Annotated in this window: 23 protein-coding genes; 9 read left to right on the top strand and 14 right to left on the bottom strand. The window is 70.5% G+C overall.

Going from position 1 to position 21,280, the window contains the following annotated elements; all coding sequences use genetic code 11:
- Positions 1–53: 53 nt before the first annotated feature.
- The 4 genes from ACBJ32_RS48680 to ACBJ32_RS48665 form a co-directional block, all read right to left on the bottom strand.
- Positions 54–893, bottom strand: a complete 840-nt coding sequence (locus tag ACBJ32_RS48680) for an SDR family oxidoreductase (RefSeq protein WP_375132701.1) — start codon at positions 891–893, stop codon at positions 54–56.
- Between the two features lie 14 nt (positions 894–907).
- Entirely contained in the window at positions 908–1,279 is a 372-nt protein-coding gene (locus ACBJ32_RS48675) for an FAD-binding protein (RefSeq protein ID WP_375132700.1), read from the bottom strand.
- A gap of 96 nt (positions 1,280–1,375) precedes the next feature.
- Entirely contained in the window at positions 1,376–1,768 is a 393-nt protein-coding gene (locus ACBJ32_RS48670; RefSeq protein ID WP_375132699.1) for a hypothetical protein, read from the bottom strand.
- A gap of 90 nt (positions 1,769–1,858) precedes the next feature.
- A complete protein-coding gene (locus ACBJ32_RS48665; RefSeq protein WP_375132698.1) occupies positions 1,859–3,250 on the bottom strand; it encodes an NAD(P)/FAD-dependent oxidoreductase in 1,392 nt (463 codons plus the stop codon).
- Between the two features lie 121 nt (positions 3,251–3,371).
- Here ACBJ32_RS48665 and ACBJ32_RS48660 point away from each other — a divergent pair, with 121 nt between their 5' ends.
- From ACBJ32_RS48660 to ACBJ32_RS48650, 3 genes are all read left to right on the top strand, one after another.
- Positions 3,372–4,265 carry a LysR family transcriptional regulator gene (locus ACBJ32_RS48660; RefSeq protein WP_375132697.1) on the top strand — a complete coding sequence of 298 codons (894 nt, stop codon included), beginning with the start codon at positions 3,372–3,374 and terminating at the stop codon, positions 4,263–4,265.
- 471 nt (positions 4,266–4,736) lie between these two features.
- On the top strand, positions 4,737–5,369 hold the full coding sequence (locus ACBJ32_RS48655; RefSeq protein ID WP_375132696.1) for a LysR substrate-binding domain-containing protein: 633 nt from the start codon (positions 4,737–4,739) through the stop codon (positions 5,367–5,369).
- 141 nt (positions 5,370–5,510) lie between these two features.
- Positions 5,511–6,086, top strand: coding sequence for a GNAT family N-acetyltransferase (locus ACBJ32_RS48650; RefSeq protein ID WP_375132695.1), 576 nt, complete (start codon positions 5,511–5,513; stop codon positions 6,084–6,086).
- On the opposite strand, the gene ACBJ32_RS48645 is transcribed toward ACBJ32_RS48650, so the two are convergent.
- Positions 6,077–6,544 (bottom strand): recombinase family protein, encoded by a 468-nt coding sequence (locus ACBJ32_RS48645; RefSeq protein ID WP_375132694.1) that lies wholly within the window; start codon positions 6,542–6,544, stop codon positions 6,077–6,079. The two genes, ACBJ32_RS48650 and ACBJ32_RS48645, sit on opposite strands and share 10 nt — an antisense overlap.
- A 129-nt stretch (positions 6,545–6,673) precedes the next feature.
- On the opposite strand from ACBJ32_RS48645, the gene ACBJ32_RS48640 reads away from it, so the two are divergent.
- A complete protein-coding gene (locus tag ACBJ32_RS48640; protein WP_375132693.1) occupies positions 6,674–8,092 on the top strand; it encodes an MFS transporter in 1,419 nt (472 codons plus the stop codon).
- A 98-nt stretch (positions 8,093–8,190) separates the two neighbouring features.
- Positions 8,191–8,502 (top strand): hypothetical protein, encoded by a 312-nt coding sequence (locus tag ACBJ32_RS48635; RefSeq protein WP_375132692.1) that lies wholly within the window; start codon positions 8,191–8,193, stop codon positions 8,500–8,502.
- Positions 8,503–8,597: 95 nt separating this feature from the next.
- On the opposite strand, the gene ACBJ32_RS48630 is transcribed toward ACBJ32_RS48635, so the two are convergent.
- On the bottom strand, positions 8,598–9,662 hold the full coding sequence (locus ACBJ32_RS48630; RefSeq protein WP_375132691.1) for an MFS transporter: 1,065 nt from the start codon (positions 9,660–9,662) through the stop codon (positions 8,598–8,600).
- Here ACBJ32_RS48630 and ACBJ32_RS48625 point away from each other — a divergent pair.
- The 3 genes from ACBJ32_RS48625 (at position 9,616) to ACBJ32_RS48615 (ending at position 11,772) form a co-directional block, all read left to right on the top strand.
- Positions 9,616–9,930, top strand: coding sequence for an ArsR/SmtB family transcription factor (locus ACBJ32_RS48625; RefSeq protein WP_375132690.1), 315 nt, complete (start codon positions 9,616–9,618; stop codon positions 9,928–9,930). The two genes, ACBJ32_RS48630 and ACBJ32_RS48625, sit on opposite strands and share 47 nt — an antisense overlap.
- A gap of 236 nt (positions 9,931–10,166) precedes the next feature.
- Positions 10,167–10,391: a winged helix-turn-helix transcriptional regulator gene (locus tag ACBJ32_RS48620; RefSeq protein ID WP_375132689.1), complete on the top strand. Its 225-nt coding sequence runs from the start codon at positions 10,167–10,169 to the stop codon at positions 10,389–10,391.
- A 46-nt stretch (positions 10,392–10,437) separates the two neighbouring features.
- A complete protein-coding gene (locus tag ACBJ32_RS48615; RefSeq protein ID WP_375132688.1) occupies positions 10,438–11,772 on the top strand; it encodes a lanthionine synthetase LanC family protein in 1,335 nt (444 codons plus the stop codon).
- 284 nt (positions 11,773–12,056) lie between these two features.
- On the opposite strand, the gene ACBJ32_RS48610 is transcribed toward ACBJ32_RS48615, so the two are convergent.
- Complete coding sequence (locus ACBJ32_RS48610; protein WP_375132687.1) at positions 12,057–12,464, bottom strand: hypothetical protein; 408 nt, start codon at positions 12,462–12,464, stop codon at positions 12,057–12,059.
- A gap of 40 nt (positions 12,465–12,504) precedes the next feature.
- Between ACBJ32_RS48610 and ACBJ32_RS48605 the strand changes: the two genes are divergently transcribed.
- Complete coding sequence (locus ACBJ32_RS48605) at positions 12,505–12,882, top strand: hypothetical protein (RefSeq protein WP_375132686.1); 378 nt, start codon at positions 12,505–12,507, stop codon at positions 12,880–12,882.
- A 42-nt stretch (positions 12,883–12,924) separates the two neighbouring features.
- Here the strand turns inward: ACBJ32_RS48605 and ACBJ32_RS48600 are convergent, their stop codons facing one another.
- From ACBJ32_RS48600 to ACBJ32_RS48570, 7 genes are read right to left on the bottom strand one after another with little or no spacing between them, the layout of a single operon-like run.
- Complete coding sequence (locus ACBJ32_RS48600) at positions 12,925–14,061, bottom strand: LLM class flavin-dependent oxidoreductase (RefSeq protein ID WP_375132685.1); 1,137 nt, start codon at positions 14,059–14,061, stop codon at positions 12,925–12,927.
- 11 nt (positions 14,062–14,072) lie between these two features.
- Complete coding sequence (locus ACBJ32_RS48595) at positions 14,073–15,002, bottom strand: pseudouridine-5'-phosphate glycosidase (protein WP_375132684.1); 930 nt, start codon at positions 15,000–15,002, stop codon at positions 14,073–14,075.
- Entirely contained in the window at positions 14,999–15,229 is a 231-nt protein-coding gene (locus ACBJ32_RS48590) for a tautomerase family protein (RefSeq protein ID WP_375132683.1), read from the bottom strand. Before ACBJ32_RS48590 ends, ACBJ32_RS48595 begins: the two co-directional genes overlap by 4 nt.
- The gene (locus ACBJ32_RS48585; RefSeq protein ID WP_375132682.1) at positions 15,229–19,005 is read right to left on the bottom strand and encodes an amino acid adenylation domain-containing protein; all 3,777 of its coding nucleotides are present in this window, start codon (positions 19,003–19,005) and stop codon (positions 15,229–15,231) included. Before ACBJ32_RS48585 ends, ACBJ32_RS48590 begins: the two co-directional genes overlap by 1 nt.
- Entirely contained in the window at positions 19,002–19,661 is a 660-nt protein-coding gene (upp, locus tag ACBJ32_RS48580; protein ID WP_375132681.1) for a uracil phosphoribosyltransferase, read from the bottom strand. Before upp ends, ACBJ32_RS48585 begins: the two co-directional genes overlap by 4 nt.
- Positions 19,662–19,671: 10 nt before the next feature.
- Positions 19,672–20,838, bottom strand: a complete 1,167-nt coding sequence (locus ACBJ32_RS48575; RefSeq protein WP_375132680.1) for a questin oxidase family protein — start codon at positions 20,836–20,838, stop codon at positions 19,672–19,674.
- Positions 20,817–21,278: a DMT family transporter gene (locus ACBJ32_RS48570; protein ID WP_375132679.1), complete on the bottom strand. Its 462-nt coding sequence runs from the start codon at positions 21,276–21,278 to the stop codon at positions 20,817–20,819. Before ACBJ32_RS48570 ends, ACBJ32_RS48575 begins: the two co-directional genes overlap by 22 nt.
- Positions 21,279–21,280 lie beyond the last annotated feature (2 nt).

Raw genomic sequence — 21,280 nt, 5'->3', positions numbered from 1 at the left:
GGCGGTTGTCCCTTTCTGGTCGTATATGGGCACAGCAGATGGGGTGAGCAGCGTCAGGCCGGCGCCGGGCCGAAGTCCTGCGCGCGGGAGGTGACCCACTGGGCGTAGGTGAAGGCCGCCCGCCCGGTGATCTCCTCGATCGTCGGCAGGATCGGTGCGGTCTTGCCGTCCCATTCGGCGAGCCCGACGATCATGTCGTCGATCACGGGGGCAGGCATGCCGTGGTGGAACATCTGCTCCCGGAACAGCTCGTGAGGCAGTTCTTCGAAGCGCAGAGGCCGCCCGATCGTCTCGGCGATGATCCGCACCCGGTCGATCCCCGTCAGCGACTGCGGCCCGGTGAGCAGGAAGGACTCGCCTACGCGCTCATCGAGGAGTGCCCGGACGGAGACGGCGGCGATGTCGCGCGGGTCGACCGGGGCCATGGCGGCGTTGCCGTATATGCCGCGGACGACGTCGCCGGCCTTGATCTGCGGCGCCCAGGCCAGGTCATTGGTCGTGAAGAAGCCGGGGCGGACGAATGTCCACGCCAGCCCGGAGGCGGCGACGGCCTGTTCCAGGCTCAGGTGCTGTTCGCCGATCCACGAAGGTGTGGTGTACGTGACCGCCGCGGAGGACAGCAGGACGACGTGCTGCAGGTCGGACAGCCGGGCCGCGTCGAGGAAGGCGTCGAGCCCGGTGAAGACGGGGAACAGGAATGCCCGCTCCACGCTGTCCAGCGCCTCCGACAGGGTGTCCGGCTGGGTGAGGTCGCCGGGCACGACCTCGACTTGATCGGGGAAGGAGTGGCCGCCGTGGTTGCGGGTGAGGACGCGGACCTTCTCGCCGGCGTCGATCAGCTGGGTGACGACGTGGGATCCGACGTTTCCGGTGGCGCCGGTTACCAGGATCATGGTGGAGATCTCCTCTATGAGGTGAGTCGACCCGTCGGGTCGAGGTCGGGGTGAGCGCGGCCAGGGCGGACGAGCTCGGGGGTGGGTTCGAGCAGGGCGCGGCTGCCGGCCAGGAGTTCGGGGTCGTCCACCGAGACTTCGAGGGTCTTGGTCAGCGTTTCGTCCAGCTCCGGGTGGTCGCTGCGGTTGTGGCAGTCCCTGGTCTCTCTGCGAGCGATGGCCCCCAGAACGGTTCCGGCCAGGGGGTTGCCGCCGAGGCGGTTGGCGCCGTGGACTCCGGCGGTGACCTCGCCGGCGGCGTACCGGCCGGTCAGGTCGGTGGCTGTGGTCTCGGCGCCGACGACGCCGCCGCCCATGGAGCAGGGGGAGGTGGGGCCGACCTCCATGGGGTGGTGGAGATGTCGAGCAGCTGGTGGTCCAGGAACTGGCGGTACATGCGTGGCAGCCGTTCCAGGATCAGGGCCTTTTCTGATGGGGAGATGTCAAGGAATATCCCGCCGTGCGGTCCGCCCCTGCCTTGGGTGATCTCGGTGTAGCAGGCCGGTGCGACCCGGTCGCGAGTGGAGAGCTCCAGACGTTCGGGGTCGTAGGCGGCCATGAAGCGTTCGCCGTCGGCGTGCAGCACCTCCGTGACTAGCAGCGTTCCCGCATGGGATGCCTTCGCTCTTGCGCACGAGGGGCTGGAGTACGGCACGGCCGGTCCGGTCGCCGGCGAAGCAGGTGCGCCGACAGATGTGCGGGCCGAAGAACTGCTGGTCCAGGCGGCCGTCGGGGAGCCGGGAGAAGGCGGCGCCCGGGCCGGCGAGCTCGCGAACCGTCCCGGCGGCGAGCTCGGTGTGGGAGTCCGTTCGGGCGCGCTTGCTCATGACGAGCATCTCGCAACCGGCGTCGGCGGCGGCGATCGCCGCCCGTAGTCCGGCCGCGCCGGAGCCGTGACCAGGACGTTCACGGCGTGGATCTGGATGTCAGCGCTGATCGGCATGGATGCCTCCGGCTACGGACAGGGGGACGACCCCTTCGGCGTGCTCACCCTGTGGCGAGCGGGTCGGGAACACCCGCCGGGGGAGCTCGGGGTCTGGGCTGTCCAGCGGTACGGCGTCGGCCCTGACCAGGCCGAGTTGCACGACCTGGCGCGGCAGTACCGCGTTCAGCAGCAAGTCGGCGGCGACCCGGATCCGGTTGCCCGGCATGACGTACAGGTGGTAGCCGCGGGTGACCAGCTTCGCGGCCACTCCGGACAGTGGCACGCCCAGCGGGTCCGCCGCCGCTTGCCACCCGCCGAGGTCGACGAGGAAGCCCAGCAGCCGATGCCGGTACGGCTTGGCGCCCCGGCCCAATCCCAGCGAGGCCGCGACGTTGCGGGCCACGGCCTTGCCGTGCCGTTCGGCGTGCTGCCCCGTCATCGGGGTGATCTCGCCCGGACCGGCCAGGTCAGGCACGGCGGCCGCGTCACCGGCGGCGTAGATCTCCGGGTGGCCGCTCACCGCCATGTACTCGTCGGTCTGGATCCTGCCGCCCACGGTGGGCAGGCCGAACGTATCGATGACCGGGTCGGGCCGGACGCCCGTCGTCCAGACGATGGTCCTGGCCGGGACGAACTCGCCATCGCTGAGCAGCACTCCATCCGGTGCGGCCTTGCGCACGGTGGTGCCCAGCCGCAGCTCGGCTCCGCGCTTGCGCAGGACCCGCTCGGCGGTCCTGCCCAGGGAAGGGCGCAGTTCGGGCAGGAGGCGGTCGTCGTACTGCACGACGATCCAGCGCACCGGCACGCCGGCCAAGCTCCGGTACTTGCGCAGCAGGGACCGGGTGAACAACTGCCCGACCGCGGCCGTCTCGGTGCCCGTGTAGCCCGCGCCGACCACGACGAAGGTCAGCCGGGCCCGCCGCTCCTCCGGGTCTTCGGCGACGGCGGCCAACTCAACCTGCCGGATGATGTGGTCGCGCAGATAGAGGGCTTCGGGCAGACCCTTCAGGCCGTGGCTGTAGGCCTGGCTGCCCTCGATCGGCAGAACCTTGTTCACCGCGCCCACGCTGACGATCAGCCGGTCGTAGCCGACCTGCCGCGATCGGCCCTCGGAGTCGACGTAGCGCACCTCTCGCTGATCGGCGTCCAGCCCGGTGACGGTTCCGGGCACCAACCGGGTGTACGGCAGCGCGGCGGCCAGGGACACCGCGACATGGCGCGGGTGCACGATCCCGGCCACCACGTCCGGCAACAAGGGCTGGTAGAGCATGAAATCGGTCGGGTTCAGCAGGGTGACATCGATCTCCCGCCGGTGCTTGCGGTTCAGAACCCGCGCAGCGTTGTAACCGGCGAATCCGCCGCCGATGATCACAACTCGCGGTCGATGCGTCATGGTCTCTCCCCTCAAATCCGCTGGATGGCGGCTCTCCAAATGATGGATTTTCGGGGTGATAAGGATCAACGACGCAGTTCGCTATGCTCCGGTAAGCGCGACTTACCGATGGAAGGCGAACGTGGAGCTTCGTGACATCGAGATCTTCCTGACGCTCGCCGAAGAGCTGCACTTCGGACGAACCGCCGAGCGCTTACGCATCACCCACGCGCGGGTCAGCCAGGTGATCAAGCAGCAGGAGCGGAAGATCGGCGCCGAGCTGTTCTACCGGACCAGCCGCAGCGTACGGCTGACGCCGATCGGCGAGCAGCTCAGAGACGACCTCCGGCCGGTCTACCGGGAACTCCACGAGAGCATGCGGCGAGCCAGCCTGGCCGCCCAGGGCAAGACCGGCGTGCTCCGCGTCGGCATGATCCCCAGCTTCGCCTACGACCTGCGACCTTTCTGGGACGCCTTCCGCGCCCGGCACCCCCAGTGGGGCCTGCAGATCCGGCACAACCTCTTCATCGAACCGTTCAAACCACTGCGCAGCGGCGCGATCGACGCCCTGATCAGCTGGTTTCCCGTCGAGGAACCGGACCTCACCGCCGGCCCCGTCATCTGGACCGAACCCCGGGCCCTGATGGTGGCCGCCGACCACGACCTGGTCGAGCGTGGATCGGCCAGCCTCGAAGCACTTGCCCATTACGGCGTCTGCGGGCCCTCGATCACCCTGCCCGACTACTGGGAGGACACCGCGGTGCCCTTCAGCACGCCCAAGGGCCGCCCGGTCACCCGCACTGCGCCGATCACCACCTGGGACGAGATGGCCACGCTGATCGCCGACGGCCAAGTCGTCCAGCCCGTTCACTGGCACGCCATCCGCTACAACGCCCGCCCCGACATCGCCTACCTGCCCCTCCGGGACGCCCGCCCCATCAGCTGGGGCCTGGTCTGGCGCGCGGACGCGGAGACCCCTGCCATCCGCGGTCTCGCACAGATTTTCCGAGACCTGGGCGCGCTCACTTTCGACTGAGCCGGGCACCCAAGGGTGTGCCGCTCGAATTTTGAATGACGTGGCCTGAGCTACGGCCAAGCGGTGCGGTGGTATTCGTTGATCGTGCCGGTGACGACGGGTCTTCGGCGAACGGATCACAGGTCGCCGCGACCTGTGCGGGCAGGCTCATCGCGGGCTCGCGGCACCGATGTCCCCAGCGGCAGGCTCCACGGCAGACAGGAACACAGGGATCTCCGTCATGATCGTCTCCTGGGTGGATGGTGCGTGATTGGACCCGTCCAGAATCAATGGCGGAGAATGTCCGAATCAAGACAGAAGTCGTCCAGGTCTGGTGAGCCTGGCTCACCGATGAGGAGCGGGCGTCATGGAACGCTACGAGATCGAGACGTTCCTGACGCTGGCTGAGGAACTCCACTTTCGGCGCACCGCATCCAGCGGGCGGTTGAGCAGGCACACACCCTCGCGCGTGGTTTCGCCGGTCGGATCCGGGTGGGCTTCTCGGCCTCGTGGTCAGGCGAGGCCGTCATCCAGGCCGCCGACCTCTTCCAGGGCCGCCGTCCCGACGCCGAGGTGCAGATCCGGGAAGTTCAGCTCAACGATCCCCTGGGTCCGATGCGCGCCGACGAGATCGATCTGCAACTCACCGAGTTTCCCATTCGCGAGCCCGACATCGCCGTGGGAGCCGTGGTGTTCGCCGAGCCGCGCGGGCTCATGGTCCCCGCACGGCATCCGTTCGCCGAACGCCCTTCGGTATCGGTCGAGGATCTCGCCCGGACCACGCTGATTCCCATGACGGGCGAGCGCATCCCGCAGTACTGGCTGGACGCCATGTACCCCCGCCACACCCCGTCCGGGCTCCCCATCCCGCACGGCCCGGGCGCGGCCTACTGGCAGGAGGCGGTCTCGCTGGTCGGCGCGGGCAAGGGCGTCTCACCCGCATCCCTCAGGGCCGCGCGGTACTACTCGCATCCGGGGGTCGTGATGGTCCCCTTCGACGACGCGCCACCGATCGAGTACGGACTGCTGTGGCCGGTCAGCCGCGAGACAGGTCGGGTCCGCGCGTTCGCCGAGCTCATTCGCCGGACCGCCGCGGCGGTCCGGCTCAGCGAGACGTCCGGGTGAGGTTCGGCGCGCAGACGCCGCGATGTCAGGTACGCGCGGCGCAGCCTGACCCTGCGGGGCGATCGCCGCGTCGTTGTCGGAGACGTCGTCCGCAGTAATCCGTTTGTGTATCACCACAGCCCGCTGTCAGTATGAGGGCCCATGCGTCACCCTCTTGACACGCTGGACTGGCCGATTTCCACCGAGCGGCTGCTGTTGCGCCGGGCTGCCCCCGACGACCTGGACGCGACCTGGGCCTACCGGCAGCTGCCGGAGACTCACGAATGGGTCGCGGCCGCCACAGAGACCTACGACGACTACCGTGAGCGTTTCCTTCGCGAGGAGCGGCTCGCAGACCTGCTCGTCGTCGAACTGGACGGCCGGGTGATCGGCGACCTGACACTGAAGGTCCAGGACGCTTGGGCCCAGGAAGAGGTCGCTGAGCAGGCGGAAGGCGTCCAGGGAGAGCTCGGGTGGACGCTCGACCCCTCCTACGGCGGCAAGGGCTACGCCACCGAAGCGGTACGCGCCCTCATCGACATCTCCTTCAAGAGGCTCGGCCTGCGCCGCCTGCACGCGGACTGCTTCTACGACAACGAACCCTCGTGGCGGCTGATGGAGCGGGTCGGGATGCGCCGCGAACAGCACACGGTGAGAGACTCACTCCACCGCACCAAGGGATGGCTCGACGGTCTCTCATACGCGCTCCTGGCCGACGAATGGCCCGCTCACGAGTGATTACGGCGGAGACGCTCGGGAGCCCTCGCCGGGACGAAGATCACGCTGTCACTCGTACACGCGGCCGCTCTCCTGCCGGTGCTGCGGCTGGAACCCAAGGACGCCACCGCGCCGGCACGGCTCAGTGCGTGAGGTGAGGTGAAGGTGCGTTCCATCTCGGCGAACAGGGCCACCAGCAGGAAGGCGATGCGGCCCATGCCCTCGTCGGTGGTGTTGATCGGGAGCGGGTCGGCCAGCGACCGGAGGCCGATGTTCTTCTCGGCCAGGTCGTGGACGAGGTTGAGGACCTCGCGCAGGTTGCGGCCGAGTCGGTCGAGGGTGTGCACGACGATGGCACCACATCGCTGACAGAGCTGACGATACGGTGCCTCTACCGGCTGGTTCTGCGCCGAAGGGAGACAACCGTCTTCATGGGTCCGCTTCCGACAGGGGCCGTTCTCTTCAGTAGACAGCGTCATCTCCGATAGGTACCTTCTCCGGGTCCCGCCCGACCTGTCCGAAACCGGAACCGGAACCGGCGCAGCCTTCACCTCCAGCAGTGCGCCTCATGCCAGGTGACCGCGCCTCGCATCCAAGGAAGACGCTTCGTGACCGACACCGTCCCGCTGCGCAAGAACGTGCGTTTTCAACTGCTGTGGGCCGGCAGCGCGGTCTCCCAGCTGGGGTCGGAGCTCACCAGGCTCGCCATGCCGCTGCTGGTGCTGGCGCTCACCGGCTCTCCCGGGTTGGCGGGCATCGTCGCTGGAGCCCGTACGGTCGCCTTCCTCGCGATCCAGATGCCGGCCGGCGTCTGGGTGGACCGGTGGGACCGCCGCCGCACGCTCATCACGGCTCAGGGCCTTCAGGCGGTGGTCTCCGCGCTGCTGACGGCGCTCATCATCACCGGTCATGTACAGGTCTGGCAGTTCGTCACGCTGGCAGCGCTGGACGGGTTGTGCGCCGCGTTCATCGGCCCCGTCCAAGGCACGGCGATCCGCGGCATCGTCCCCTCAGGCCAACTGCACAGTGCCTATGCGCAGGAGGAGGCCCGTACCCACGCGGCCGGGCTGATCGGCCCTCCGCTCGGCGGCTTGCTGTACGGCCTTGGGCGGGCGGTTCCCTTCGTCGTCGACACCATCACTTTCCTTGCCGCCACGCTCTTCTACGCCCTTGCGAAGGTGCCGCGCCGCCCGGCGGACGAGCCGCAATCCGCCGCACGAGACGATGGCGAGGAGCAACGACCCATCCGGCGTAGCATGCGCCGGGAAGCGGCTGAGGCCATCGCGTGGCTGTGGCGCCAGCATGGCCTGCGGGAGGTCACCGCAGCGGTCATGATCCTCAACCTGCTGGGCGGAGCGTTCCTGATCCCGCTGATCGTGCTCGTCGGCGAACGCGGCGGTGATGCGCGTATCACCGGCACGGTCCTGGCCGGCCTCGGTATCGGCGGGCTGACCGGTGCGCTGCTGTCGGGCCGCATCAGCAAGCTCCTGCCTCCCGGCAGGCTCCTGCTGGCCGTCGTGACGGTCTTCGGTTACCTTGGCATGGTTACTCTTTGTAGTTTAATGACTACTGACAGTAGCGATCGCGGGGCGGGACTCACCATGAGGATCGCGCCGCGCCATGACGAAGAGGGACACATGATCACCACGAAGACGCGCGCACGCCTCGCGGCCGCAGTACTGGCCGGCATCGCGATCCTGGCACCCACCGCCGCCCACGCGGCCGCGCCCTCGCCCTACGCCCAGGCCGCCGCCGCCGTCCAACGGGACGGCACTCTCGACCACGGCAAGAACATCGTCTCGGTCTCACGGCACAGCACCGGCCGCTACTGCGTCCGCGTCGGCGACGACATCAACCTGCGCCAAGAGGTCGTGCACGTCACCCCGTGGCGGGACTACAACAAGACCTACGGCATCTGGACCCCGCACCCCCACTGCGGCAGCCAGATCAACACCATCCTGGTCGCGGTCAACGAAAGCGACACCAAGCAGCCCGCCGACGCCGGCTTCTACCTGAGCATCCCCTGACCACCCCCGCCGGTCGCCGCACCGGTGGCGCGGCTCACCACACGAGACCGGGCCGGCTCCCCGGAACTGTCCTTCGCGAAAGAAGTCAGGAGCACCGCATGATGCCTCGCCCCCGGACGGCCGCCGCCCTCGCCGGCGCCGCCCTCGCCCTCGCCCTGCTGGGCGCCGCAGTCCCCGCCCAGGCCGTCACCGGCCAGGTCGTCGTCTTCTCCCATGAGTTTTCGCCGCTGATCACCTGGGACAACCCCACCGGCTGCCACCGGCTGCCCGCGGGCGCACACCAGCTGAACAACCAAACCGACCGCGACGTCCGGGTCTACGCCGACCCGTACTGCCTCACACCTGGCATGACCATCCCCGCCGGCCATGGCGCGCACGTCCATCCCACAACGGCAAGCTTCAGCGCCTAGCGACACCTATCCAGGCCCTCCGCAGGGTTCGTGGAACCAGCCGCAAAGTCACTCGGCGTGGCCCACGACCCCCGGAGGGCTTGACAGGAAGCCACTTAGCGAGCAACACGACCTGCGGAAACGTCCCCACCGTTGTTATCGCGGCGAGGAGCACCGGATTCATCCCCGAACGCCCGGACCGAAACCGCCGCGGGTGTGTGGCGGCGCGCGGTGGTCAGGTGGTGGAGCAGTGCCAGGATGGTGATGCCGGCGGCGGGCAGCCCCAGCATGGCCGGCGCGAGGGCGAGCCACTCCTGCGCCAGTCCACCGAGGCCGCCGCCGAGGGCGACACCGAGGTAGATGGCCGAGGAGTTGAGGCCGAGCAGAACGGGGGCCGCTGCCGGGCTGAGGGCGATGAGCCGGTGTTGCTGGGGTACGGCGATGACGCCCACGGTCGCACCCCAGATCGCAGCCCACACCGGGGCGGACGCCAGGGCGGCGGTCGCCGCGGGGGTGAGGGCCAGGGTAACGGCGGCGATGAGGAGGGTCCCGGTCAGCACATGCGCGGGGTTGTGCAGGTCGACCAGGCGTCCGGCGATGATATTTCCGGCCAGCGTGCCGATTCCCCAGGCCAGCAGAATGACCGTGAGCAGCGACTCGGAGCCGCCGGTCGCCCCCTGGAGGGCCTGGCCGACGTAGGTGTAGAGGATGTAGACCCCGAGGAAGAGCAGCGTGGTGACAGCCAGAAGCCCGAGGACCCGGCCCTGCCTGAGCGGGCGCAGCCGGTCGCTCAGCGATGCGGCGGGGAGCTTCACGCTGGGTAGGCCGATGACGATTCCGAGGGCCGCGGCGAGGCCGATCCCGGCGACGGCCCACAGAGTGACGTGCCAGTCGGCGCGGCCGATCAGGGTGCCGAGGGGAAGGCCCAACGCCGTCGCCAACGTGAGGCCGCCCAGGACGACGGCGAGTGCACTGCCTCGGCGGTCTGGGGGTGCGATGGCCGCCGCGGTGCTGGATGCGGCGGAGGTGATGATCCCGGCCCCGATCGCGGTGACGATGCGGGCGATCATCACGACCTCGTAGCCGGTGCCCAGGGCCGTGATGGCGTTGCCGGCCACGAAGACGCTCAACGCGATGAGCAGTGTGGAGCGCCTGTCCAGTCCGCTGGTGAGCGCGCCCATGAGCGGCGCGGACAGGGCCGGCGAGATGGGCGAGGACGCCTGCAACGCGATCGGCGGGAAGATCGACGTGCACCAGACGACGCTGTCGCACCACTACCGGGTGCTGCGCGAGGCAGGCGTGACGTGGACGACCGTGCAGGGCCGATCCCGGCTGGTACGGCTGCGCCGGGACGACCTCGACACCTTGTTTCCCGGCCTGCTCGACTCCGTGCTGATCGCAGAGCGTCGAACACGCGCAACCGCGTCCGACAACGTCGAGACGTCATAGGCGCGCCGCCCTGGTGCAGGCACCGGCGAACGCGTACCAATAAATGATCTCTCGCCGGTCCCTGCGGACGGGTTGGTCCGGGTGGCCCGCGACCGTGGCTTGATCGCTGAGGCGAGTGCGCGGACCATCCCGTCGCGCTCCTCGGCCACGTACTCGGCTGTGACGGGGGCGGCCGGTACGGTCTCGCCGGCCGCGCCCTCGATCGCCTCGTTCACGGTGCGCAACGCGCAGCCAACGTGTCAGCCGGTGCTTCACGCTGCGGACAGCCTTGTGCAACCTCGTACGCCGAAGTGCCACCCCGCGTCGACTACGAGCTGACGCCGCTCGGCCGCACGTTGCTCGAGCGGGTTTGGGGACTGATCGACTGGGCCGTAGAGCACCACGACGACATGGAGGGCGCCCGTGGCCGTTACGATGCCCGGCGCGCGACCGCCGATTCCCAATCAAACCTACGGAAATAATCGGAAAACCCTGCAATGGCACGGTAGGTGTGCCATAGTCCCGGCCATGAGCTTGGACGAGATCCGCCCCGTGAGCGCTCGTGCCCAGTCTCCGATGACGGCCGCCATCTCGACCGCGCGCTGGATAAGATCCGCCGCCGTGGACGACGAGGACGGCAGGCACTGGCGGGCCAACCCCGACCGGCACGGCAGGTCGGCGCTGCCGCCGCGGCCCCGGTCCCTGTACTCGGGAGCGGCCGGGGTCGTGCTGTTCTTCCTGGAATTGGCCGCCGCCACCGGGCACGAGGCATACCTGGAGGACGCGCGGCGTGGTGCGCAGTGGCTGGCGGCCACCTGGCGGCGGGAGGACGACCTGACGCTGCACCACGGGCTGACCGGCACGATGATCGCGCTGATGGAGGCCGGCTGGGCGCTCGGGGACGACCGGTTCGACGCCGAGGCGGCGGCCATCGCCGACCTGATCGTCGCGAGCGGGCGCGCCCGTGTGGACGGCTTCGGCTGGACGTTCGACCCCGCCCAGCGCGGCGACGGCGGCATCGTGCTGGGTCTGCTGCGTGCCGCCGCCCGGTTCGGCGAGCCCGGATACGAGGCGGCGGCCGTCAGTGCGGGCCTGCGCATCGCCGGGCTGCCCGTGCCCGGCCACCGGCACGGTGGCCTCGACGGCCTGCCCTCCGACGCGATCACCCCCGGCTTCCTGGCCGGCTCGGCCGGCATCGCCTTCCTCCTGGCCCGCCTGTACGGGGTGACCGGAGACGAGCGCTTCCTGCGCGCCGCCCGCAGCGGAGCCGGCTTCGTGCGCGAGGTGAGTGTGACGGGCGGCGGCCGTGCCCTGGTTCCGCACCATGTGCCGCGGTCCGGGGAGCTGTACTACGCGGGGTTCTGCTCGGGCGCGGCCGGGGTGGCCAGGATGTTCTACGAGCTGTATCGGGTGGCCGGCGACCTTGAGGACTTGGATTGGGTCGAGCGGCTGGCGCATGGCGTGGTCGACAGCTCCGCCCCGCCGCGCAGGACGCCGGGCTACTGGAACTCGGCCTGCCAGTGCTGCGGCACGGCCGGTCTGGTGGAACTGTTCGTGGGGCTGTGGGCGGTCACGGGGCGTGCCTCCTGCCTGGAGTTCGCCCGCACTCTCGCCGCCGATCTGGTGGCCAGGGCCGACGACCACGACGGGCGCGGCTACCGCTGGTACCAGGCCTACCGCCGGGTGCGGCCCGGCGAGGTCAGTGCGGACACCGGCTACATGACCGGCGCCGCCGGTATAGGGACGGCCCTGCTGCACCTGGACGCGGCCGGACAGCCCGATCGCGCGCGCCGGGTCCTGCTCCTGCCCGACAACCCGTTTCCCGCGCTGCCTATTCCATATATATCCAGTAGGAATAATTGACTAGGGGGAGGGCGGCGTGTAGCGTCGTGATCATGAGCCCCCGTCTCTCGCTGGTCACCCGCGCGTACGTGGACTTCGGCCGCGTCGCCGGCGCCCGGTGTCGCTGATCGCCTTCCGTGGAAATACGCCGGTCCACCGCCCGGACAGTCGTCAGGCGCCCTGCGGTCGTGCGGTGCCGGTGGATGACGACATGGACTCGTGCAGGGGAGGGTGCGCAGTGGGTGCCGCTCTCCTGGTCACGCGCGACGTGAACGAGGCGTTGTTGCTGGGTCACGACGCTTCCGTCACCGGTAGGAGAGGTGGAAGACCAGCGCGTTCACGTCGCCGATGTTCCTGATGCTGAGCACGCTGCCGCCCGCCACGCGCAAGGCGTCGCCCTGCCGCAGCACGACCCTGGAGGAAGAATGCACGACGCGGACGAACCCCACCCCCACGAGCAGCATGCCGGAGGAATGGCCGGGCTGCGAGGGCGGGGTGGCGGAGCCGCGGGACGGGATGACCATGCTCGTCATCCGGATGCCGCGCTGAGGATCGTCCACCAGCACACCCGGCGCGTCCACCTCGCGTGGCCGGTGCACGGACACCTCTGCCGCGGTCGTGCCGCGCAGCAACTGGTCGAGTGGGAGGCCGGTCTTCTCCGACAGTTCCAGCACGCTCTCCAGGGACAAGGCGTGCTGACTCGCCCAGGCCATCCAGGCGCAGGTCAAGCAGAGCGCCGGCATCGATTTGCAGGTGCAGATCCTCGACCAGGGCGCGGCGCAGCAGGCGTGGAAGGCCAACGAGTACGAGATCTTCTGGAACTCCCGCGGCGACTCCGACGCAGGGGCGGCGCTCAACCTCATCCTGTCGTCCGGAGCCGCCGTCAACTTCGCCCACATCGAGGACCCGCGCATCGACGGCTGGCTGAACCAGGCGGCGGCCGGCTCCGACCAGGCCGAGCGCAAGAACCTCTACACGAAGATCCAGCGGGCCGTGGACGAGGAGGCCATCGTCTTCCCCCTGTACGTTCCCGCCGACCAGATCGCGGCCCGCAAGAGCGTGAAGGGTCTCGGCTTCGATCCCGCCTTGGGCACTCCGGCCGGTGCCTACGCCGTCAGCGTGGACACCTGACGGTCCGGGCGCCCACACCCCCGAGTGCGGGCGCCCGGACCGTCAGATCCCGGCAGTGATCTTCTCCAGCAGGTGCGGCCCGCGCTCGGCCCCCTCGCGGTCGCGCCTGGCCACCTCCTCCCGGATGATCGGAATGACGTGCCGCCCGAAGTCGACGGCGTCGCCGAGCAGGTCGTAGCCCCGGGCGGAGATGATGTCCACGCCCAGGTCGTAGTAGTCGAGCAGCGCCTTCGCCACGGTCTCCGGGGTGCCCACCAGGGCGTTGGAGTTGCCTTCCCCGCCCGTGGCGGCGGACGTGGGCGTCCACAGAGCCCGGTCGAAGCGCTCGCCCTTGGCGGCGATGGCGATCAGCCGCTGCGCGCCCGTGTTCTCCGGCCCGTCCGGCGCATGGCCGCGCGGCGGCTGCCTGACGGCCCGCCGTACCCGGATGGCCTCGACCGTACGGTGGGCCTTCTCCCAGGCCAGCTCCTCGGTCGGGGCGATGATCGGGCGGAAGGCCACCTGGATGCGCGGCAGGTCGGCCCGCCCGGCCGCCCGCGCCGCCGCCCACACCGCCTCGATCTGCTGGGCGGTGTCGGCCAGCGGTTCGCCCCACAGGCAGTAGATGTCCGCCTCCGCGCCCCCGGCGGCGTACGCGGCGGGCGACGAGCCGCCGAAGGAGATCCCCGGATGCGGGTCCTGCACCGGGAAGACGTCGCTGACGTAGTCGTGGAAGCGGTAGTGCTCGCCCTCGTGGTCGAACGGCTCCCTGCCGGCCCACACCTTCTTGACGATCTGGATGTACTCCCTGGTCCGGCTGTAACGCTGGTCCTTGGTCAGCGTGTCGCCCTCGCGGCGCTGCTCGTGGTCGTTGCCGCCGGTGATGAAGTGGATGGTCAGCCGCCCGTCGCTGATGTGGTCCAGCGTCGCGAACGAGCGCGCGGCGTACGTCGGGTAGGACACGTTCGGCCGGTGCGCGAGCAGGATCTGCAGCCGCTCCACCTTCGCCGCCAGCCAGCCCGCGGCCGGCGTGGGGATCGGCGTGTCGGAGCCGTAGGCGAACAGGACCCGGTCCCAGCCATGGTCCTCATGGGCGCGGGCGAGCCTGAGGGTGTAGTCCTTGTCGAAGGAGAGCCCGGATCGGGCGGTGGTCTCCGAGGCGTTGTTGGTGTAGGCGATGCCGAGAAACTCCACGGGCATGTGAGGCGTCCTTATCGGAGAGCGGATCGGTGGCGGGCGTGCGCGGCGGCGAGCACGCCGCCGACTTCGGCCGTGCTGATGAGGACCGCCATGTTGGCCTGCGAGGTCCGCCCGCCGGTGACCTCGTCCACGGCTCGCATGAGGTATCTGGTGACCGCGTTGCCCTTGACGCCGTCCCGCTCGGCGGCGGCCAGCGCGGCGCGCACGGCGGTCTCGGCCACCGCGGGGTCCACGGCGTCCTCCGGGCGGGGCGGGGTGGTGATGACGACGGCGCCGCGGCTGCCCGCCGCCCAATGGTTGTCGACGACGCGGGCCACGACGTCGGGATCGTCGATGCGGTGCGGGCTGCGCAGGCCGCTGGAGGCGCAGTAGAAGGCCGGGAAGTCGTCCGACCGGTACGACACCAGCGGCACTCCCTGCGTCTCCAGGAACTCCAGGGTCAGCCCGAGGTCGAGGATGTTCTTGGCCCCGGCGCAGACGACCGCCACCCTGGAGCGGGTGAACTGGATGAGGTCGGCGGAGATGTCCATCGTCGTCTCCGCGCCCCGGTGCACCCCGCCGATGCCCGCGGAGGTGAAGAACGGGATTCCCGCCAGCTCGGCGGCGACCAGCGAGGAGGCCACGGTGGTGGCGCCGAGCCCGCCGCGCGCCAGCACCACGGGCAGGTCCCGGCTGCCGGCCTTCGGGATGCCGGGGGTCGAGGCGAACCGCTCGATGTCCGCCGCGCTCATGCCGATCAGCAGCCGGCCGCCGTCCACGCCGATCGTCGCCGGCACCGCCCCACCGGCCCGCACCGCGGACTCCACCTTGACGGCGGTGGCGGCGTTGTCCGGGTACGGCAGGCCGTGCGTGATCACGTTCGACTCCAGCGCGACCACCGCCCGCCCCTCGGCCAGCGCCTGGGCCACCTCCTCGGCGACCACCAGGGGGATGCCGCTCAACCGCGGTACTCCGGAGCCTTGATCAGCAGATCCGGGCGGCCGGCGATCCGCGGCTCGTACACCGCGGCGGCCCAGTCGCCGGGGTCCACCGGTTCGAGCGCGATGGACACGGCTCCCTCGTAGGTGCCGAACTGTTCCACGACCACCGCGGTCAGCGCGTCCGCCAGGCGTCGCTTCTGCTCGGGGCCGAGGTCGAGGGGGAAGTGCTGGATGGTGACGTGCGGCATCACGACTCCTTCGTGCTCGTGCGGATGGCGCGGGCGAGCTCGGCCACGCCGGGCTCCCTGAGCGCGCCGTAGTGGTCGGCGGTCAGCTCGAACACCTTGCCGTCGACGCGCGGCTGCTCGTCGCCGGCGGCCCTGATGACGGTCACCGGCGCGGCGAGTCCGTCGAACGTGTACGGGAAGGCGTAGGTCCTGGCCACCAGGCGGGCGATCCGGCGGATCAGCGGCCGGTCCAGCTCGGGCAGCAGTCCGTGCACGAAGCCGGTGAAGCTCTCCTCGTCCCTGGCCTGCTCCAGGCAGCGTTCCAGGCCGGGGCCGGCGACCGTGCCGGTGAAGACGGAGTGGAGGATCGTCACGTACGCGGGGTTGGCCCAGGACGCCTCGCGAGCCCGGCTCCCGGCCCCCACCCGGGGATTGCCCGGGCAGATCAGCACGACCCCGTCCACCTGCTCGCCGGCTCCTTCGAGCTGCTTGGCCGCCTCGAAGGCGACGCGCGCGCCGAAGGAGTACCCCCACAACGTGTACGGCCCCTCCGGCCGCACGCGGCGGATCTCGGCCACGTCCGCGGCGGCCATGTCCTGGATGGAGGGGTAGGGCTCCTCGCCCGGGTTCAGGCCGTACGCCTGGATCCCGTAGAACGGGCGGTCCTGCGCGGCGTGGCCGGCCAGCGGGCGCAGGTTCATCGGGTAGCCGCCGAGCCCGGGCCAGCAGAACACCGGCCGGCCCTCCGCAACGCGCCCGAGGGACACCAGCCGCGAGGACGGCGCTGCCTGCCCGTCATCCACGCGTGCCGCCAGAGCCGTCAGCCCGGGCGACTCGAACAGCGCCTGGAAGGGCAGCCGCGTGCCGAACTCCCGGTTGATCCGGTTGATCAGCGCAACCGCGGTCAGCGAGTTGCCGCCGCAGGCGAAGAAGTCGTCCGTCGCCGACACCTGGTCGTACTTCAGCACCCGGCCCCACTCCTCGGCCAGCCACCGCTCGGTCGCGGTCACGGGCGGCGTGCGCCGGGCGCCCGGCCGCGGCCGGGCCAGGGCGCGCAGCGCGGCGGCGTCCACCTTGCCGTTCGCCGTCAACGGCAGCGCGTCCACGAGCAGGACCCGGTTGGGCAGCATGTAGCCGGGCAGCAGGCGCGCCAGCTCGTCCTTGATCAGCTCGGCGGGGCCCTTCATGTGGACCGCGTCCTCGCGCATGTCCTCGCCGGCCACCTGTTCGGCGCTGACCCGGCCGCCCAGCGCGAAGTACATCGCCTGCGGGGCGGGCAGCCCCGCACTCGCGAGGATCTCCTCCACGCGCCGCGCCGCGGGCATCGGGTGGCCGCTCTTCGAGCTGTACCCCGACGACATCAGGCCGAGGCCCAGGCCGTTGCGCTGCAGGTGGTGCAGCCGGGCGCCGAGCACGACGTACGCCAGCCACGGCCGCGCGTCCCCGGCCAGCAGGGCCAGGCCGAAGGCCGCGCGGTCGTACACCTGCTGATTGATCGCCACGACGTGCCGGCGCAGCACGAGCTCGCCGGAGACCCGCTCCAGCGCGCCGCCGCGATGCCGGTACCAGCCCGCCGGCAGGCCCGTCACCCGGCCGGGATGCGCCTGGAGGAAGACCTCGACGTCCTCGGCGCGCGGCGAGCCGTCGTGCGGGCGGATCTCGAACGTGCCGACGTAGTGGTCGTGGGGCTCGACGCGGAGCCGTTCCCGTACCGAGGCGACGCGGTCCAGCGGGCGGATGTCCAGCCCGTACGCGGGCAGCACGTCCTCGAAGACACCCACCATGTGACCGGCCTCGAACTCCAGGACCTCGTGCAGGTTCTCCCGGTAGACCGGCTCGATCGCCGCCCGCCTGCCGGACAGGTGCACCCTCAGGCCGCCGTCCTCGGGCAGCAGGGCCGCACCGATGCGGACCAGAGCGTGCTCCGCGGGGTTGTAGTAGTACAGCCCCGGAGCCAGGCCGGCCACGCCGGCGGCCTCCACGTAGAGCTGGGTCGCGTACAGGGCGCCTGGCGAGGCGTAGGCGTACTTGGGCAGCAGCCGCTTGTCGCTGCGGAACTGGCCGAACCAGCGCAGGATCCGCCCGAGCTCGTCGAGCCCGAGACCATCGAGGTGGCGGGCGCGCGTCCTGGCGGGCTTGGGGTCGAGCAGCGCCAGCAGGTCCGCGCGGGTGACCGGTCCGCCCTCGTAGAACCGGTAGGTCTTGCGGGCGAAGACCGCCCGGCGCAGCTCGGCGGGCTCGTCGCGGTGAGGCAGCGCCACCGCCGGCAGGCCGGCCAGGTCCGGCCTGAGCCCCGCGTCTGCCAGTTGCGCGCGGACCTGAAGGCGGTCGGACTTGGAGCGGTGGTGGGCCGAGTGATGGCTCTGGTCCATGAGGGCGGCCTCGCGGGGATTCAGCTCCGCGCACACCACCAGCTGCGGGGAGCGGGTCCTGTCATCGGTCACGACCACCGCCGCCGCCCGCCGCACCCAGGCGTGCCGCTCGGCGGCCAGCGCCACCTCGCCCAGTTCGATCCGGTGACCGCGTAACTTGACCTGGTCGTCCGCGCGGCCGGCGAACTGCAGGGTGCCATCGGGATTCCAGTACACCAGGTCGCCGGTGCGATAGAGCCGCTGGGTCGGGACGAACGGCGAGGGGATGAACCGCTCCCGGGTCTGCTCGGGCCGGTTCAGATAGCCCCGGGCGAGCTGGGCGCCGCCGATGTACAGTTCGCCCGTCTCCCCGATGTCCACGGGGGCCAGGTTCTCGTCCAGGACGAAGCAGTGCGTGTTGTCCACAGGGACGCCGATCGGGAGCGTTCCATCCCCGTCGGCGGCCTGCCAGGGATCGGCCACATGCGCGGTGGCGTTGATCGTGCACTCGGTGGGGCCGTACAGGTTGATCAGCGACGCCTCCGGCAGCGCGGCGAAGAAGTCCCTGGCCAGCCGCTTGGTCAGCGCCTCGCCGCCGGAGAAGACCCGGGCCAGCGCCGTGCAGCGCGACAGCCGCCCCGTGTCCACCAGCGCTTCGAGCAGCGTGGGCACGCATTGCAGGGTGGTGACGTCGTAGGCGGCCATGGTGTCGATGAGGGCGTCCGGGTCGCGATGGCCGCCCGCCGGGGCCGTGACGACCCGGCTGCCGAACGCCGGCGCCAGGATCTCCCACTGCGCGGCGTCGAAGCTCGCGGGCGTCTTCTGCAGCACCGTGGTGTGCGGGCCGACGTGGCCGCACGTGTGCATCCAGCGCAGCTGGGACGCGATGCTGTGGTGCTCGATCAGCACCCCCTTGGGACGGCCCGTGCTGCCGGAGGTGTAGATGACGTAAGCCAGGGAGCCGGGTCGCCAGGCCGCCTCGCCGGGCTGCCACTCGTCGACCACGTCGGACAGGCTGACGATCCGCGTGCCCGGCGGCGCCAGCTCCGACACCTCGCCGACGAGGTGGGGCTGGGTGACGACGACGGCGGCCCGGCTGTCCTCGATCATGAAGCGGACGCGGTCCTGCGGATAGTCGGGGGACAGCGGCAGGTACGCGGCCCCCGCCATGAGGATCCCCCAGACGCCGGTGATCAGGTCGGCCGAGGGGCCGGCGTAAAGGCCGACGCAGTCGTCAGGGCCCGTGGACAGCCGCCGGAGCCGGGCCGCCAGCCGGCCGGCGTCGCGGACGAGCTCGCGAAAGGTGAGGCTGCCGCCGGCGCCGGTGACCGCCACGGCGTCGGGCCGGTGCTCGGCCTGCTGGAGCAGCAGGTCGGGCAGGCAGGCCCCGATGCCGACGGGGACGCGGAGCCCGGCCGGCCGGGCGGAAGGAACGGTGATCATCATGCCCCCGGGTCGGTGGTGCCGAAGTAGCGGTCGCCGAAGTCGCCGATGCCCGGGACCATGAAGGCGTGGTCGTTCAGCCGCTCCTCGATCGAGGAGGCGACGATCTTGACGTGCGGGTGCGCCTCGCGGACGGCGCGGATGCCCTCGGGTGCGGCGATGAAGTCGATCAGGACGATGTGCTCCTCCCGCACGCCGGCCTTGAGCAGCACGTCGATGGCGGCGTTGGCCGAGCCGCCGGTGGCCAGCATCGGCTCCAGGAGCAGGACGTGGCTGCCGGCGATGCCCGGAGGCAGGTGCGAGTAGTACAGATGCGGAAGCTTGGTCTGCTTGTCCCGCTGGATGAGGATCTTGCCGATGCGGATGCCGGGATGGATGTCGCGTAACTCGGCCTCCATGCTCTCCCCGGCCCTGACCACGGCCACGGCACAGATGTCGACGGCGTGCTTGAGCCCCCGGTAGGTGGCGCCCACCGGCGTGGTCACGTGGTGTTCGGTGAAGGGGAGCTGATCGAGCCCGGCCTCCAGCAGGAGGCGGATGATGCGGCGCGCATGCAGGACGAAGACGTCGAGCCCGGCGTGCCGGTCGCGGACGACCGTGTGCAGGGCGCGGAGCTGGCGGGTCTGCGGAAGCAGATGGAGGTTGTGCTGGGCAGGCATGGCGGTCCCGTCAGGCGGTGGGCGGCTCGTCGAACGAGGGCGGAAGCTCGGGCGTGGCGGTGAACTGGCCGGCGGCGACCCGGTAGATCGAGCGGTGGCCGCTGCGCTCCCACACCCGGCGCAGCACGTGCACGAGCTTGGGATTGTGCTCCTCTTCCTCCAGGACGGCCCGGCCCACGATCGTGTCCCAATCGCCGGCGCCCTCGTCCTCGGCTTCGGAGAAGATCCGGTGCAGGGCGGCGAGCTTGTCGCGGCGGGGGAAGTCGCCGCCGGAGAAGACGGTGCCGAGCAGCCCGATCCAGAAACAGACGGCGGCCTCCCACCGCTGCTCGGCCGGCAGGTGCTGGGCGATCCGCTCCACCGCGTACAACGAGGTGATCAGGTGCAGGAGCACGAAGTCACCCGGACGTGACAAGTAGAGCAGGGTGACCGCGTAGTACAGCGGCTCCCAGGTGTCGTCCCGCGTCCACGCGGGTGTGTCGTAGAAGAGGGGATGGCCCTCGCTCAGCGTGCGGGCGATCCGGAACTGCAGGCCGGAGCGGAGCAGCTCCGGGTGGATGCGGCCGTCCTCGACAGGGGAGGTGTCGGCGAGGATGCCGGCGACCCAGTGGGCGAGCTCGTCGCGGTGCTCGTCCCACACGCCGGCCAGTCGTAACAGCGAGTCCACGGGCGCGCCGTCCGCCCGCGGCGGCCGTGCCCGTTCCGGATGGCAGGTCGAGTACGAGAAGGCCAGGTACGCCAGCCCTTCGATCGCCATCCACCGGTGGCCGACGTCGAGTGCCCAGCCGAGATGGATGGTGGCGTGCGTGAACGAGCCCGTCCAGCCGGGCAGCAACTCGGGCACGTATCGGCGCAGGACCTCCTCCAGGCCGAGATCCCGTTCGAGCCGGTCGAAGAAGTCGCAGTAGGACCAGAAGCTGGTGCGCTGCCCCAGGTGCTCGCGCCAGTTCTGCTCGGTGATGAGGTGCCGGTCCGGCTTGGGCGCTTCCAGGCCGAACCCGTACGAGGTCAGCTTCGCGTACGCGTCGTAGTACGCCTTGATGTCGGCGGCGGGCACGCCCAGCCCGGCCAGGGCCACGACGGCGTGCTTGGCATGGTTGGTGAGGTGGCCGTTGAACTCGATGTGGTACGCGCGGTCGTCGAGGAGGGCGTCGATCACTTCTTCTCGGTCGGGCACTGGTGGATCTCCCTCTGCCGGAGACGGGCTGACAATCGGGGCAGGCTGAGCCCCAGGAGCACGAGCACCACGCCGGCCAGCCTGATCGGCGCCGGCAGCGCTCGCTGCTGAACACAGTCGATGACCACGGCGGACAGCACCTGCCCGCTGATCACCAGCACGGAGGCGCTCATCGCCCCGAGCCTGGGGAAGACGTAGCTGTTGACCGCGACGAACAGGGCGCCGAACACCCCGCCCGCGTAGGCGGCGACGGGCGCGTCCGTGACGTCCGGCCAGGTGCGCAGGACGAGCAGGACCACGCTCAGGAAGGCGAAACCGACCACGTGGTTCCACACGGACGCCCGGAACGCGCCCTTCCTGGTGCTGAGCCGGCCGTTGACCGTGCGGCTGGTGCCGATGAGGACGCCGTTGAGCAGCGCCAGGACGACGAAGAAGAGCATGG

It is taken from the genome of Nonomuraea sp. GTA35 (genome assembly GCF_041950525.1).
In the GTDB taxonomy this organism is placed as follows: Bacteria; Actinomycetota; Actinomycetes; order Streptosporangiales; family Streptosporangiaceae; genus Nonomuraea.
This window is presented reverse-complemented; position numbering and strand designations above follow the sequence as displayed.

Excerpts from the sequence above, each read along its gene's own strand:
- ACBJ32_RS48600 (WP_375132685.1), bottom strand. The coding sequence starts at position 14,061 with ATGCCCGTGGAGTTTCTCGGCATCGCCTACACCAACAACGCCTCGGAG.
- ACBJ32_RS48570 (WP_375132679.1), bottom strand. The coding sequence starts at position 21,278 with ATGCTCTTCTTCGTCGTCCTGGCGCTGCTCAACGGCGTCCTCATCGGC.
- ACBJ32_RS48585 (WP_375132682.1), bottom strand. The coding sequence starts at position 19,005 with ATGATGATCACCGTTCCTTCCGCCCGGCCGGCCGGGCTCCGCGTCCCC.
- ACBJ32_RS48645 (WP_375132694.1), bottom strand. The coding sequence starts at position 6,544 with ATGACGCTGTCTACTGAAGAGAACGGCCCCTGTCGGAAGCGGACCCAT.
- ACBJ32_RS48630 (WP_375132691.1), bottom strand. The coding sequence starts at position 9,662 with ATGGGCGCGCTCACCAGCGGACTGGACAGGCGCTCCACACTGCTCATC.
- ACBJ32_RS48610 (WP_375132687.1), bottom strand. The coding sequence starts at position 12,464 with ATGGCCTGGGCGAGTCAGCACGCCTTGTCCCTGGAGAGCGTGCTGGAA.
- ACBJ32_RS48615 (WP_375132688.1), top strand. The coding sequence starts at position 10,438 with ATGAGCTTGGACGAGATCCGCCCCGTGAGCGCTCGTGCCCAGTCTCCG.
- upp (WP_375132681.1), bottom strand. The coding sequence starts at position 19,661 with ATGCCTGCCCAGCACAACCTCCATCTGCTTCCGCAGACCCGCCAGCTC.
- ACBJ32_RS48670 (WP_375132699.1), bottom strand. The coding sequence starts at position 1,768 with ATGCTCGTCATGAGCAAGCGCGCCCGAACGGACTCCCACACCGAGCTC.
- ACBJ32_RS48635 (WP_375132692.1), top strand. The coding sequence starts at position 8,191 with ATGATGCCTCGCCCCCGGACGGCCGCCGCCCTCGCCGGCGCCGCCCTC.
- ACBJ32_RS48665 (WP_375132698.1), bottom strand. The coding sequence starts at position 3,250 with ATGACGCATCGACCGCGAGTTGTGATCATCGGCGGCGGATTCGCCGGT.
- ACBJ32_RS48625 (WP_375132690.1), top strand. The coding sequence starts at position 9,616 with ATGAGCAGTGTGGAGCGCCTGTCCAGTCCGCTGGTGAGCGCGCCCATG.
- ACBJ32_RS48680 (WP_375132701.1), bottom strand. The coding sequence starts at position 893 with ATGATCCTGGTAACCGGCGCCACCGGAAACGTCGGATCCCACGTCGTC.
- ACBJ32_RS48590 (WP_375132683.1), bottom strand. The coding sequence starts at position 15,229 with ATGCCGCACGTCACCATCCAGCACTTCCCCCTCGACCTCGGCCCCGAG.
- ACBJ32_RS48650 (WP_375132695.1), top strand. The coding sequence starts at position 5,511 with ATGCGTCACCCTCTTGACACGCTGGACTGGCCGATTTCCACCGAGCGG.
- ACBJ32_RS48675 (WP_375132700.1), bottom strand. The coding sequence starts at position 1,279 with ATGGAGGTCGGCCCCACCTCCCCCTGCTCCATGGGCGGCGGCGTCGTC.